This window comes from Streptomyces sp. NPDC102283 (genome assembly GCF_044766265.1).
GTDB lineage: Bacteria > Actinomycetota > Actinomycetes > Streptomycetales > Streptomycetaceae > Streptomyces.
This window is the reverse complement of sequence record NZ_JBIWLQ010000005.1, coordinates 109,801-123,367: the sequence shown is the minus strand read 5'-3', so window position 1 is coordinate 123,367 and position 13,567 is coordinate 109,801. Positions and strand designations below refer to the sequence as shown.

Below are 13,567 nucleotides of genomic sequence, written 5' to 3'. Positions count from 1 at the left end.
GAGAAGTGACAGCAGTGACGGCGGCCACCAAATTCCTGCCATACGCTGCACCGCATGAGCGCTGGTTCCGTCGCCGTGGTCGTGACCGAGGAAATCCACCTTCCCTCCTGGGACCTGTACGAACTGAGCATCCCCTGCACGGTGTTCGGGAAGCCGCAGCCCGACCTGGCGGACCCCTGGTACGACCTGCGGCTGTGCTCCACGCGGGAGCCCGGCGCGGACGCCTCCGCGACCGGTGCCGGACTCTCCCTGCACACCCGCTACGGCCTCGTCGACCTCGCCGGCGCGGACACGGTCATCGTGCCCTCCGTGCCCGACCCCTGTGTCGACGAGGGCCGGCCGCTGGACCCGGCGCTGATCACGGCTCTCCGCCTCGCCCACGACGCCGGCGCCCGCATGGTCTCCCTGTGCACGGGCGCCTTCGCCCTCGCCGAGGCGGGCATCCTCGACGGCCGGCGCGCCACCGCCCATTGGATGCACACGGCTCAACTGGCCGACCGCTACCCGAAGGTGCGGGTCGACGACTCGGTCCTGTACGTGGACGACGGCGACGTCCTCACCAGCGCCGGGCTGACCGCCGGACTCGACCTCTGCCTCCACCTCGTACGCCGCGACCTCGGCGCGCGCGTGGCCAACCAGCTGGCCCGCCGGATGGTGGTGCCGGCCCACCGCCCCGGCGGCCAGGCGCAGTTCATCGACCAGCCCATGCCCGCCACCGACGACCGGAGCCTCGCGCCCGTACTGGACTGGGCTCGGGCGCACCTCGACCAGCCGCTGACGGTGGAGGGCCTGGCCCTGCGGGCCGCGATGAGCCCGCGCACCCTCTACCGGCGACTCCAGGCGGCCACCGGGGTGACCCCGTTGCAGTGGCTGCTCCAGCAGCGGCTGCGACGAGCCCAGAGCCTGCTGGAGTCGACCGACCTGCCGATCGCCAGGATCGGGGAGCTGAGCGGCCTCGGCACCGCGAACAACCTCCGCCACCACTTCGTCAAACAGATCGGGGTGTCGCCGAGCGACTACCGCCGCGCCTTTCCTCTTGCGTGACGGACGACCTCGCCGCCCGGGATCCATGCCCCGGGCGACGAGGGGCGGCCTCAGGCCCAGGGGTCGAAGGGGATGTCGGCGGGCTTGGAGTTGTTGAGCAGAGTGCGGAAGCGGTCGTCCTTGTCGGTGACCTTGATGGTCGCGGAGCCGAAGTCGGCGTTCATGAGCTTGTCGCGCAACTCCGCGCTGGGGAAGCCGTTCCAGTCGACGACCGGGGGGTAGCGCCAGGTGCCGTAGTGGTTCTCGGGCGGCTCGTCGTTGCCGTTGGCGAGGCGGAAGAAGTGCGTGCTCGGGCCGTCCTTGTGGTAGACGGCCTTGGGATGCGAGCCGTCGAACCGCACCTGCGAGCGCGGATAGGTCTTCACCGTGCTGTGCTGCGTGGTCGAGACGTAATCCACGTGGCCGGAACCCTGGTTGACCCAGGAGATCACATGCTCGAAGTCGTGGCGGTGCCCGCCGAGTCCGCTGCCGTGGACAGCCTGGTCCTTTTCGAAGTAGCTCGCGTAGACGATGCCGCACCAGCCGTTGTTGCACTTCGAGCGGGCGTACGTCTGGGAGTTGTCCAGGTCCCATCGGTCCCGGCAGCTGCCGTTGATCGCTCCGGTCGTCTTCAGCCCGGGCGCGAGGGTGCCATCCGGGCCGATGGCGGGGGTGGCGTAGCAGCCATCGCCGTCGTAGTCGAAGGCGGGCGAGAACGTCTGCTCGTAACCGCCCGCGTTCTGGGGGAGGTGGCCCGGCGGGTCGGCGTGGGCCGTGGAGGCGGTGCCCAGGACGAGGAGGCCTGCGGCGGCGAGGACGGTGGCGGTGCGGGCGGTGCGCTTGCGGGCTGTACCGGCGTGAGCGCGGCTGCGGGCGACGAACCCGTTGCGGACGGAAAGCAGGGCCCCCACGACGGCGGGTGCGTCGCCGGGGATCCCGGTCGGAGTCGTCGGTTTCGGCGGAGTTCGCATGGCTTCTCGCTCCTGATACATCGGGCGCATCAACTCGTGGTGACGGGGATCGACCCCCGCAAGTGTTGCCCGGGGCATGACAAAGCAAAACGGAAGACCGCCTCCCACCTGCCCGCCGACACTCAGCCGCCGCCCACCCAGCAAACGATCAGGAAGCGAAGATAACGTGGGGGAACAGGCAGCCTCAGGGCAAAAGAAGAATCGACGTACGGCTTCGCGGAGGACCTATGGCTTGGGACGAGTGGGAGCAGGCGAAGGCAAGGGCGCAGCAGGACGCGGCCATGCGGCTGAACCAGGTCGCCCCCGAACGCAGCGGCGGTGGTGGCGGTGACGGAGACCTGGTCGTGCACGACAACGTGCTCGGCGCGCTCGGCAACGCGGCCTACAGCCTGCGGCAGCACTTCTCCACCGCGTCCGACCACGCCCGGCAGACCACCTTCGACGCGTCCATCCAGCTGTTCAACGACGGGTTGGACATGGGCTCGGCCCTCACCGAACTCCACGACGCCTGGAACACGAAGGCGGGAACGCTCAAGGAGGCGTGTGCGCACATCTCCAATCATCTCGACTACTCCCGCGCCGAGCACGCGAAGGACTCGGTCAAGATCGCGACGGACCTGCGCACCATCGGCGGGGACGAGCTGTCCGTGTCGCGCATCAACGACTACTACAAGTAGCGGCTACTACAAGTAACGATCACGTCGGACAACGGGGGCACACATCATGGTCACCTTCCAGGACCTCAATGACCTGCGGCTGGGAAAGCTTCAGGCAGCGGTCGCGGATTGGCAGGCGATGGTCGGCAAGCTGGTCAAGGTCGCGGACGGCGGCGATGGCGAGGTCAGCGCGGCGGACCTGGACAGCAAGGCCGAAGCGGCCGACTGGAAGGGGCAGAACGCGACCGTGACCAAGGACTTCGTCACGGTCACGGCGCGGGAGTTCGATGACGTCGTCACCGTCGCCCGGAGCGTGCACACGATTCTGAGCGGCGCACACAGCAAGCTGACGAAGCACAAGAGCGACTTGGCCGACGCGGTGAGCCGCGCGGCCAAGAAGAACATCTACGTGGACGACAAGGGCATGGTCAGATCCGCCGTCCCCTCACCGCAGGCGGCCGGCAACGCGAAGATCGAACCACCGACCCAGGCGGAGATCGACGCGGTGGCCCAGGAGATCAGCACCATCCTGACCGCGGCGGGCGAGACGGACAGCACGGCCGCCACGGCGCTGCGTTTCCACGCGAAGGACAAGCACGGGTTCGAGTCGAACGGCTTCAACAGCTTCGACTCGGCGCAGAAGAGCATCGAGGACTCCAACGAGCTCATCGCCCTGGGCAAGAAGGACCCCAGTCAGCTCACCAACGAACAGCTGGCACGCTTCAACGCCCTGATGAAGGCCCACCCCAACGATCCCGTCTTCGCCGAGCGTGTGGCGCTGGGCCTCGGCCCAGAGGGGACGCTGAAGTTCTTCGCCGGGGCCGTGGACCTGGACAGCTGGGAGAACCGGGACGGCGGCGGCACGGGCACGCGGGAAGCCCGCGAGGAACGCATGCAGCTGCTCGGCGCGCTGGAGAAGCAGCTGGGCACCACGCTCGCCACCGCGTCGCACTCCAACAGCGAGGGCATGGAGTCCTGGAAGGACCGGGTGGTCGGGCTCGGCGGCGAGAACGTCGGCAGCGGCCAGGGCGGGAGCCAGACCCGCGTCCACGGCTTCCAGGCCATGAGCAACCTCATGCGTCACGGGAAGTACGAGGGCGAGTTCCTCAACGACTACGGCAACGCGCTCGTCAAGTACGAGAAGGAGCACACCGGAGACGTCAAGGACCCGGGCCCCGGCGGCAAGAACCGGGAGGACGTACTGCCCTGGGACAAGCTCCCGTCGTACGCGAAGATCGACCAGCTCCACTACGGGGACAACGCCGACGCGGGTACGGACCCGATGACCGGGTTCATGAAGGCCCTGGCCCACAACCCCGACGCGGCCACCGACTTCTTCAGCTCGACGGACCCCCAGGACAACGCGCAGTACGTCCTCAAGGACCGCGAGCCCTTCAACGACGTGGTACCCGACTCGATGGGGTACGGGAAGTCGGCAAGCGACTACGAGGGCCCGAAGGCGAGTTACGAGGCGACCGGCGACGCCCTCGTCGCGGCGGCGACCGGGGTCGACCCGAACGACAGCTCCGCGCGGCCCCCCGAGCACACCGGACAGCACCGGCAGGTGCTCGACAGCTCGCTGAAGTACCTCGCGGAGCGGGGCGACGACTTCCCCGGCGAGATGCGGGACGACATGGCGATCGTGCTGACGAACCACGGCGACACGGTTCACCACTCCGCCAGCGCGCTGGCCGATGACCCGGATGACCCGAAGCAGCTGGACAGGGACCAGCTGCTGGAGGTCTCCAAGCAGGTCTCCCGCGACCAGAACGCCTACGGCATGCTCAACGAAGGCCTGAACCGGGAGATCGTCAGGGACATCCACGAGGACAACCCGAAGGATCCCAAAGAGACCCTGCAACGGGCGGGCGCCACCGTCGGCTTCCTGGAACAGGCCCGCTACCAGGCCCTGGTGACCGACAAGGACGACCCGTCGTGGGACGCGAAGTGGCTTTACCACGGTTTCGGCAGCATCGCGAACTTCGTTCCGGGGGTGGGTGACATCGCCCAGCGCGGTATCGACGCGGCGGCCTACCAATGGCAGACGCAGGAGCAGGAGCGGATCGACACGATCCAGCAACAGGACAACAAAGAGACCTTCAAGGGCAGGGAACAGCAGTTGCAGGCACTCGCCGACGAGTGGGCCAAGGCGAACCCCGACCACTCCAACAGCCGCTACACGCTCACCAGAGAGATCGGCACTGCCGCCTACGACGGAAACGACCGCGCCAGCGGGTTGGCGGGCGGAGGGTGATGAAGGCGATGAAGCCTATGAAGGCGATGAAGAAGAGCGTGTCGCGAGGGGTGGGCTCCGTCGCGCTGCTCACCGTGATCGTCGCCGGAGCCGCCGCCTGCGGAGGGCCCGAACCCTTTCGAATCTCCGAGGCTTGCGGAACCGAAGTCGACCCCGACCTCATCGGCCGGCTTCTCCCCAGGGGCGAGGAGCTGAAGACCAAGGACACCTTCTCCGAACCCAAGCAGCCGCGCTGCGAGTTCGAGGTCGACGGTGAGGAGCGGGTGGGCCTGAGGGGCGACGTCGTCGAACCGTTCGTCAAGCCGCTGGAGGTCAGCGCCGACGGCATGCGGCGGCTGGGCAACCCGGCGCCCGCCGACATCGGGGACGGCGCCACCATCGCGGACCACGGCGGGATGGCCCTCCGGGCCTGCACATACCAGGGCGAGAAGATGCAGTTCGTGCTGGCCATCGACGGCGTGGAGAACCCCGAGAAGACCACGGAACGCCGTCGCCTGCTCGAAGAGTTCCTGCGCTCCCAACTGCCCATCGCGATGGAAGCGGAGGGCTGCCGCCCGTAGGGGTGTCAGGGGGCCGTGTCACGCGTGACGGGCGTCCGGCTTGTGGGCCAGGAAGCCGGCGACCGGCCGCTTCGCGCCTTCGTCGGGCTCCTGCAACATCCGCCCCGTGATAACGAACCCCGCCCGCTCCAGGAGTCCGGCGATCCGGTCCGCCGGCAACCGGTAGCTGTCGAAGGCGACGGTGGGGCCTCCGTAGCCGTACGTCAGCTGCCGGTGCCCGTCGTCGCCGACCCGAGTGACGATCAGCAGGTGACCGCCGGTCGCCAGCGTCCGGTGGAACTCGGCGAACGCGCCGGGGAGCGAATCCGGCGGCAGGTGGTGCGTGGAGTAGAACGCCAGGATGCCGCCCAGTTCGCCGTCCCCGGTCTCCAGCGCGGTCATCGAACCGACCTCGAAGCGCAGTTCCGGGTGGGCCGCGCGGGCCAGCCCGACCATCCTCGGCGAGAGATCGATCCCGAAGGCGGAGGCCCCCAGCCCGGTCAGGTACGCGGTCACCTTGCCCGGCCCGCAGCCCACGTCCGCCGTCGGCCCGAGGCCGGACGACGTGACGAGCTCGGCGAAGGCGACCAGTACGGCGCGCGACAGCGGGTCCAGCTCGCTCGGGTCCTTGACGGACCGGGCGTAGTCGGCGGCGACGGTGTCGTACGACTGCCGGGTCCGTTCCAGGTGCGGGGGTTCCATCCCGCCAACGCTATGCCCGCAGGGGCCTCGAAGGCCACGGGCCTGCTGAGCCGTGCGGGGCCGTGCGGGGCCGTGCGGGGCCGTGCGGGGATCACTCCCCACCCGCACCGGCCTCCCCCGCCCTCAGCTCGGCAGCACCGGCAGCAGCTCCGGCAGATGCCCGTCCGAGGCGGTGGCCGCCGCGACGCGTTCGGCCGGGACCTCCCCGTACAGGGTCGTACGGGGGCGGGACGGGCGGCCCGCCAGTTCGGCGATGGCCTCCAGGCCCTGGATCGAGCGGTACGAGCCGTAACTCGACCCGGCCATCCGGGAGATGGTCTCCTCCATCAGCGTGCCGCCCAGGTCGTTCGCGCCCGAGCGGAGCATCTCCGCCGCGCCCTCCGTGCCGAGCTTCACCCAGCTCGTCTGGATGTTGGTGATGTGCGGGTGGAGCAGGAGCCGCGCCATGGCGGTGACCGCGCGGTTGTCGCGGTCGGTCGGACCGGGGCGGGCGATGCCGGCGAGGTAGACCGGGGCGTTGGTGTGGATGAAGGGGAGCGTCACGAACTCCGTCAGGCCGCCGGTCTCCTGCTGGAGCCGGGCGAGGGTACGGAAGTGGCCGAGCCAGTGGCGGGGCTGGTCGACGTGCCCGTACATCATCGTCGAGGACGAGCGCAGGCCCACCTCGTGGGCGGTCCTGATGACCTCCAGCCAGGTGGCCGTGGGCAGTTTGCCCTTGGTCAGGACCCAGCGGACCTCGTCGTCCAGGATCTCCGCCGCCGTGCCGGGGATCGAGTCGAGCCCGGCCTCCTTGGCGGCGGTCAGCCAGTCGCGGATCGACAGGCCGGTGCGGGTCGCCCCGTTGACGACCTCCATGGGCGAGAACGCGTGCACGTGCATGCCGGGGACGCGCTCCTTCACCGCGCGCGCGATGTCGAAGTACGCCGTCCCGGGCAGGTCCGGGTGGATGCCGCCCTGCATGCAGACCTCGACCGCGCCGACGTCCCACGCCTGCGCCGCCCGGTCCGCGACCTGGTCCAGGGAGAGCGTGTACGCGTCGGCGTCCGTGCGGCGCTGGGCGAAGGCGCAGAAGCGGCAGCCGGTGTAGCAGACGTTGGTGAAGTTGATGTTCCGCGTGACGATGTACGTGACCTCGTCGCCGACCACGTCCTTGCGCAGCGCGTCCGCGATCCGGCACAGCTCGTCCAGCGCCGGACCGTCCGCGTGGAGCAGGGCGAGCGCCTGGTCGTCGGTGAGCTTCGTCGGGTCGTGGGCCGCCTGGCTCAGCGCCTGGCGTACGTCGGCGTCGATGCGGGACGGGACCATGCCGGGGGCCGCCGCCTCGCGGAGCGCCTCCCAGTCCCCGTACACCTCGTCGAAGTCGTCACGGCGGTCGCCGGTGCGGCCCTCGGTGTCGATGGCGGTGTGGAGGTCGGTGCGGCCGAAGGAGCTGAAGCCCTCGTCCGGTTCCTGCCAGGGCAGGCCGACGGGGATCGCGTCCTCGCGGGCCAGGCCCGTCTCCGGGTCGGCCAGGGCACGGACGTGCGGGAGGAGGCGGGGGTCGAGCCAGGGCTCGCCGCGCTGGATGAACTCCGGGTAGATGGTGAGGCGTTCCCGGAGGGTGAAGCCGGATTCCGCCGTCCTCGCGGCCAGTTCCTCGATGTGCGGCCAGGGGCGCTCGGGGTTCACGTGGTCGGGGGTGAGCGGTGAGATGCCGCCCCAGTCGTCGATGCCCGCGCCGATGAGGAGTGCGTACTCGGCGTCCACCAGGTTCGGCGGGGCCTGGATCCGGGCGGACGGGCCGAGGATGTGCCGGGCCACCGCGATGGCGGCGGCCAGCTCCTCCAGCTCCGCGTCGGGCATCCCGCGCATCGCCGTGTCCGGCTTGGCGCGGAAGTTCTGCACGATGACTTCCTGGATGCCGTGGTAGGCGCGGGCCGTCTTCCGCAGTTCGAAGAGGGAGTCGGCGCGCTCCTCGTAGGACTCGCCGATCCCGATCAGGATGCCCGTGGTGAAGGGGACGTTGGAGCGCCCGGCGTCCTCCAGCACGCGCAGCCGTACGGCCGGTTCCTTGTCCGGGGAGCCGTGGTGCGGGCCGCCCGGCTCGGACCACAGGCGGGTCGCCGTCGTCTCCAGCATCATCCCCATCGACGGGGCCACGGGCTTCAGGCGCTGGAGATCGGTCCAGGTCATCACGCCCGGGTTGAGGTGGGGCAGCAGACCCGTCTCCTCCAGGACCCGGATCGCCATCGCCCGTACGTACGCGAGCGTGTCGTCGTACCCCTCCGCCTCCAGCCACTCCCGCGCCTCGGGCCACCGGTCCTCGGGGCGGTCCCCCAGCGTGAACAGCGCTTCCTTGCAACCCATCGCCGCACCCTCGCGGGCGATGGCCAGCACCTCGTCGGGCGACAGGAACATGCCGTGGCCGGCCCGGCGGAGCTTGCCGGGGACGGTGACGAAGGTGCAGTAGTGGCACTTGTCACGGCAGAGGCGGGTGAGCGGGATGAAGACCTTGCGCGAGTACGTGATCACGCCCGGCCGGCCCGCCGCCTCCAGGCCCGCGTCCCGGACACGGGCGGCCGACGCCGCGAGGTCCCTCAGATCGTCGCCGCGCGCCCGGAGCAGGACGGCGGCCTCGGTCACGTCGAGGGCGACACCGTCGCGGGCGCGTTTGAGCGCGCGCCGCATGGCGTTGGTGGTGGGGCGTCCGCTCTGAGCATCGGTCATGAACCGAGCATACGAGCGAGGTGCGCGCGCCGGACCAGGGCCTCGGGGGACGTTTGTCGAGGAACCGCCGGTCGCGGCGTGCCCGTGGGCGTGCTCGTGGTCATGCCCCGGTCGTGCCCATGGTCACTCGTGCGGGCCGACTCACCCGGATGAGACCCCGCCGACGGTGCCCTCGCGCCTAGTGTCGGAACGGTGATGGAAACGATCGTCCTCGACATCGGCGAAACCCTCGTACGCGACGACCGGCACTGGTCGTCCTGGGCCAACTGGCTCGGCGTACCGCCGCACACGCTCAGTGCGCTGGTGGGCGCGGCCGTCGCCCAGGGCCGCGAGGCCGCGGACGCGCTGCGCGTCCTTCGACCCGACATGGACGTCGAGGAGGCCTACCGCGCGCGGGCCGCCGCCGGGCGCGGCGAACACCTCGACGAGTCGGACCTCTACCAGGACGTCCGGCCCGCGCTGGGCGAGCTGCGGGCCGCGGGCATCCGGGTCGTGGTGGCGGGGAACGGCACCGTCCGGGCCGGGGAGCTGCTGCGGGGCCTGGACCTGCCCGCCGACCTGGTGGTCACCTCGGACGAGTGGGGCGCGCGGAAGCCGGACCCGGAGTTCTTCGCGCGGGTGGCCGAGGTGGCGGGCGCGGCCCCGGAGGCGACGCTGTACGTGGGCGACCACCCGGCCGAGGACCTGTTCCCGGCCGTGGCGGCGGGGATGCGGACGGCGCATCTGCGGCGGGGGCCTTACGGACACTGGTGGGCGGAGCATCCGGACGTGGTGGAGACGGCGGACTTCCGCATCGACGCGCTGACGGAGCTGGTGGGGTTGGCACTCCCGGCGGCCCCGACCGGGGACGAGGAGGCGCGGGCAGCGCGGCCGAGGACGCTGCGGGCGGTGCGCTAGGACCGTGCGCCAGGACAGTGCGTCGGGCGGTGCCTTGCCGGGCGTCTCCCGAGGACCGACCGGCGTGCCCGCGCCGGAAACCACGCCGGAAACCGCGCCGGGAACCAGGGCGGCCTCCCACCGGATGTCCGGTGGGAGGCCGCCCGTGGTCGGGGCCCGGCAGATCCGCCTAGGCGGTGACCGCCTTGGTGGCCTTGCTGACCTCCGACCCACTGGCGTGGCCGGCGAGACGCGCGGTGACCTTCACCGTGATCGTCCGGCCCCGCTGGGCCGCCTTCAGCCGCAGCTTGGTGGCGGTGGCCCCGGAGATGGCCTTGCCGTTGGCGTACCACTGGTAGGTGTACGACGACGGCTTCGGCGTCCATGTGCCGCGGCCGACGGTGAGGGTGGCCCCCACCTTTGCCTTGCCGGAGATCACCGGCGCGGTCTTCGCCTTCGGCGCGGCGCCCTTGGCGACCGTGACCGCCGCGCTCGTCGCACTGCCGTCGGCGTGCCCGGTCAGCCGGGCGGTGACGGTGACGGTGAGCTTCTTGCCGAGCCGCGATGCCGGTACGACGTACGTGGCGGCCGTCGCGCCGGAGATCGCCGCGCCGTCCGCCTTCCACTGGTACGCGTACGACAAGGGCTTCGGTGTCCAGGCGCCGCGCCCCACCCCGAGCGTCGCGCCGACCTTGGGCGCCCCGGAGACCACCGGGGCGGCCGTCGCCTTCGGGGCCGCGCCCTTGGCGACCGTGACCGCCGCGGAGGTCCCCGTGGCGTCCGGGTCGCCGGTGCGCCGGGCCGTGACGGTGACGGTGAGCTTCTTGCCGAGCAGCGACGCGGGCACGGCGTACGTGGCGGCCGTCGCGCCGGAGATCGCCGCGCCGTTAACCTTCCACCGGTACGCGTACGAGGACGGCGTCACCGTCCAGGAACCGGTGCTCGCGCTCAGCGTCGCGCCGACCTTGGGCGCCCCGGTGATCACCGGCGGCTCGGTGGAGGCGAGCGGCGCGGGCGTGACGGTGAACGAACCCCGCGGGTGGGCAGTGGCGTTGTGCGTGACGACGGTGACGTTCCAGGTGCCCGGGGCGGCCCCGGTCAGGTCGAGGACCGCCGTGAGCGTCCTGCGGTCGGCGGAGACGGCGGTGGTCGTCGACTCCAGGTCCTTGCCGCCGAGGCTGAGCCGGACGAAGTCGTCCTTGTGCAGCGCCGTGCCCGTGAGTGTCACGGTCGCCTTGCCGCCGGCAGCGGCGGTGGTCGGGCCGACCGCGCCGATGGTGACCGTCTCCGCGCCGCAGCGGATGCCGGAGCAGACGGCCTCCGCCGAGTACGAGGTCTTCGCGGCGGTCTCCGGCAGCGACAGCACCAGGGTGCTCGGGGTGGGGTCCTTCGAGTAGGGCTCGTCGACGGCGCACTTGTAGCCGGTGGGGATGTACTTGGTGCAGCCGTTGTTGAGGCCGGCGTCGTACAGCGAGGGGACCGCCGTCGCCCCGGCGCCGTCGGTGTCGCTGATCTTCATATCGAAGCGGTCGCGGTAGGCGGTCGGGAGCGTCGCGCAGAAGGTGCTGTGCGCCTCGTCGAGGGTGCCGGTGACGGGGCCGTACCCGTAGCTGACGTTGGGCACCGCGACGCATCCTTCCGCGGGGCCCGCCGCGGTGGCGATGCGCACGGCGTCGAACCGGTAGTCGGGCGCGGCCTTCAGCCCGGCGCGCACGGTGACCAGGACCTGGTAGCTGGTGGAACCGGTGACCGCGCACGCCTGGTTCCGGTTGCACAGGCTCTCGCCGTTCGCGCCGTGGACCACCACGTTCGCGGTTCCCAGGGCGTCGCGGACGTCGACGTGCACGGTGTCCTCGGCGTCGGCGGTGGTGATCCGGCGGCAGCGCAGCTCACCGGGTGCGCCCGTCGCACCGCCCGAGGAGGGGCCGCCGGCCCGGACCGCCGGGTTGGGCGTGCAGCCCTTCGCGGTGGCGGTGACGTCCCTGCGGGTCAGCGTGTAGGTGGTCTTGCTGTCCCGGCCCGTGAACAGCACGGTGTACGCGGCGCCGGGCGTCAGCTCGCAGGTGGTCCAGGTGCTGGTCGAGGGGTGGACGGAGCAGGCCTGGACGCCCTTCTCGTCCAGCACCGTGAACTCGGCGGTCAACGTCTGCCCCGGTGCGGCCTGGAGCTGGAGGTTCTCCCGCCCGCTGTGCGCGTCGGCGGGGATGCTCAGGCACTGTGAGAAGACTCCGTCGCCGGTGGTGATCCGGGCGGCGGGGCTCTGTGCGGTGAAGTCGCCGGCCGGAAGGGCCGGGCAGCCGGAGGCGATGTCGGTACGGTGCAGCGCCAGGGCGTAGGCGCCGGTCGCCGGGTCGTCGTCGTCGGTGGAGACGTGCAGCCGGAAGGGCGCCTTGCCGCCCAGCTCGCAGGTCCCGGACGTGAGGGCGGTCCCCGCGCACTGGTAGGCGCCGTCGGCGTCGTACACCGTCGTCCCGGGGTGCGGGCCCGGCCCGCCGAGGGACTTCAGCGCGGCCATCCGCGCCCCGGTGGGAAGGTCCAGCAAGACACAGTCGATCTCTCCCACCGAGGCGAACCCGGCCCGGTGCACGCCCATGCCGGCGGGCACGCAGCCGGCGTCCGAGGCACGGTCGATGATCAGGGTGGCCTGGTCGGTGTAGACCGTGTAGTCACCGGCCGCGGGAAGAACGCACCCGTCCCAGGTGGTGCAGACGGTCTTGCCGGCGCGGTCGTAGACGGTGAGCCTGGTACGGGATGAGTCGACCGCGTAGACCTCGTGGGGGCCGGCGTGGGACGCGGTGAACGTCTTGCAGCCGGTGGCCGGAGTCACGGTGGTGGGCGCGGAGTCGTAGGCGTTGACCGGGATCCGGGCGCAGCCGGCCGGGTCGGACGTCCGGCGGACCTTCAGCGTGTACTCGGCCGGGAAGCCGCCCTCCGCCTCCTTCACATGGGACAGGACGCGGTAGGGGCCGTCGCCCGGGAGCACGCAGCCCTCGCTGTCGTCCTCGTTGAAGCGCGGGCAGATCCGGGCGCCGGTCCCGTCGGTGATCCAGGAGAGGCCGTGGCCGTACTTCGTCGTGGTGAGCTCGTCGGTGAGCCGCTCGCCCGGCTTCGCCTCGATCCGCACGCACTGCACGGCCGTCGGACCCGCTGCCAGGGCGACGAGGGGCGGGATGTCCCAGCCGGTCGCGATCGGGGCGGCGCAGCCCTCGTCCGTGCCGATCGGGACCAGGCCGAAGGTGAACCTACTGGTGTCCGCCCAGTTGTTGAACAGCCGCAGCGTGTACGTGCCGGTGCGCTCCAGCCGGCACCAGCCCTCGCCCCACTGCGGGTCGTCGCAGTCGACCCGTTCCTCGCCGTCGTGGACCGTGGTGTACACGTTTCCGGTGCCCGACTCCAGGAGGCGGTGCAGGCCCGGCTTCTCGACGGTGAAGGTGTAGCAGGCGGTTCCGTCGGCGGGGAGCGTGAGCGTGTTCCCCTCGGGCGCGGCCTCGCCGTACGCGGAGAGCGGGAAGGACGGGCAGTCCTCGGCGGCCGCCACCGGAGCGGCGGCCGGGGCGGCGGCGGTGCTCGCCCGCGCCGCTCCCACCGGGACCAGAAGCGTGACCAGAACGGTGAACGTGAGCAGGAGAGCGGTGTACGCCGCGGATCTCGCGGCCGTACACGGGCGTGGTGACATGGGTCCGTTCCCCCCGGAGCGGTGAAGGATGTGCGGCAGGCCTTCGCGGACAGCTCGTTCGGCGAGCCACCGAGCACAACGACATGTGCCCACCCGGTGAAGGGTGGGCACATGATGGTCGCACAGCTGAACGACCGGACGACCTGTCCGTCCGGAGCAGCCGC

At 71.2% G+C, this 13,567-nt stretch carries 9 protein-coding genes; 5 read left to right on the top strand and 4 right to left on the bottom strand.

Annotated features, from left to right (window positions below; all coding sequences use genetic code 11):
- Nucleotides 1–54: 54 nt before the first annotated feature.
- Nucleotides 55–1,044 carry a GlxA family transcriptional regulator gene (locus ACIRJT_RS12090; protein WP_403907713.1) on the top strand — a complete coding sequence of 330 codons (990 nt, stop codon included), beginning with the start codon at nt 55–57 and terminating at the stop codon, nt 1,042–1,044.
- Between the two features lie 50 nt (nt 1,045–1,094).
- Here ACIRJT_RS12090 and ACIRJT_RS12085 read toward each other — a convergent pair whose 3' ends face one another.
- Nucleotides 1,095–1,994, bottom strand: coding sequence for an NPP1 family protein (locus tag ACIRJT_RS12085; protein ID WP_403907711.1), 900 nt, complete (start codon nt 1,992–1,994; stop codon nt 1,095–1,097).
- Nucleotides 1,995–2,221: 227 nt separating this feature from the next.
- On the opposite strand from ACIRJT_RS12085, the gene ACIRJT_RS12080 reads away from it, so the two are divergent.
- The 3 genes from ACIRJT_RS12080 to ACIRJT_RS12070 are packed head-to-tail and all read left to right on the top strand — an operon-like array spanning nt 2,222 to nt 5,464.
- On the top strand, nt 2,222–2,671 hold the full coding sequence (locus ACIRJT_RS12080) for a hypothetical protein (protein WP_403907709.1): 450 nt from the start codon (nt 2,222–2,224) through the stop codon (nt 2,669–2,671).
- A gap of 46 nt (nt 2,672–2,717) precedes the next feature.
- Nucleotides 2,718–4,904, top strand: coding sequence for a hypothetical protein (locus ACIRJT_RS12075; protein WP_403907707.1), 2,187 nt, complete (start codon nt 2,718–2,720; stop codon nt 4,902–4,904).
- Between the two features lie 8 nt (nt 4,905–4,912).
- Nucleotides 4,913–5,464 (top strand): hypothetical protein, encoded by a 552-nt coding sequence (locus ACIRJT_RS12070; RefSeq protein WP_403907705.1) that lies wholly within the window; start codon nt 4,913–4,915, stop codon nt 5,462–5,464.
- Between the two features lie 18 nt (nt 5,465–5,482).
- On the opposite strand, the gene ACIRJT_RS12065 is transcribed toward ACIRJT_RS12070, so the two are convergent.
- Together ACIRJT_RS12065 and ACIRJT_RS12060 are read right to left on the bottom strand one after the other, a co-directional pair.
- Nucleotides 5,483–6,145 (bottom strand): class I SAM-dependent methyltransferase, encoded by a 663-nt coding sequence (locus tag ACIRJT_RS12065; protein ID WP_403907703.1) that lies wholly within the window; start codon nt 6,143–6,145, stop codon nt 5,483–5,485.
- A gap of 123 nt (nt 6,146–6,268) precedes the next feature.
- Entirely contained in the window at nt 6,269–8,851 is a 2,583-nt protein-coding gene (locus tag ACIRJT_RS12060) for a bifunctional FO biosynthesis protein CofGH (protein WP_403907701.1), read from the bottom strand.
- A gap of 195 nt (nt 8,852–9,046) precedes the next feature.
- Here ACIRJT_RS12060 and ACIRJT_RS12055 point away from each other — a divergent pair, with 195 nt between their 5' ends.
- Nucleotides 9,047–9,748, top strand: coding sequence for an HAD family hydrolase (locus ACIRJT_RS12055; RefSeq protein WP_403908235.1), 702 nt, complete (start codon nt 9,047–9,049; stop codon nt 9,746–9,748).
- 169 nt (nt 9,749–9,917) lie between these two features.
- On the opposite strand, the gene ACIRJT_RS12050 is transcribed toward ACIRJT_RS12055, so the two are convergent.
- A complete protein-coding gene (locus tag ACIRJT_RS12050; protein WP_403907699.1) occupies nt 9,918–13,403 on the bottom strand; it encodes a hypothetical protein in 3,486 nt (1,161 codons plus the stop codon).
- Nucleotides 13,404–13,567 lie beyond the last annotated feature (164 nt).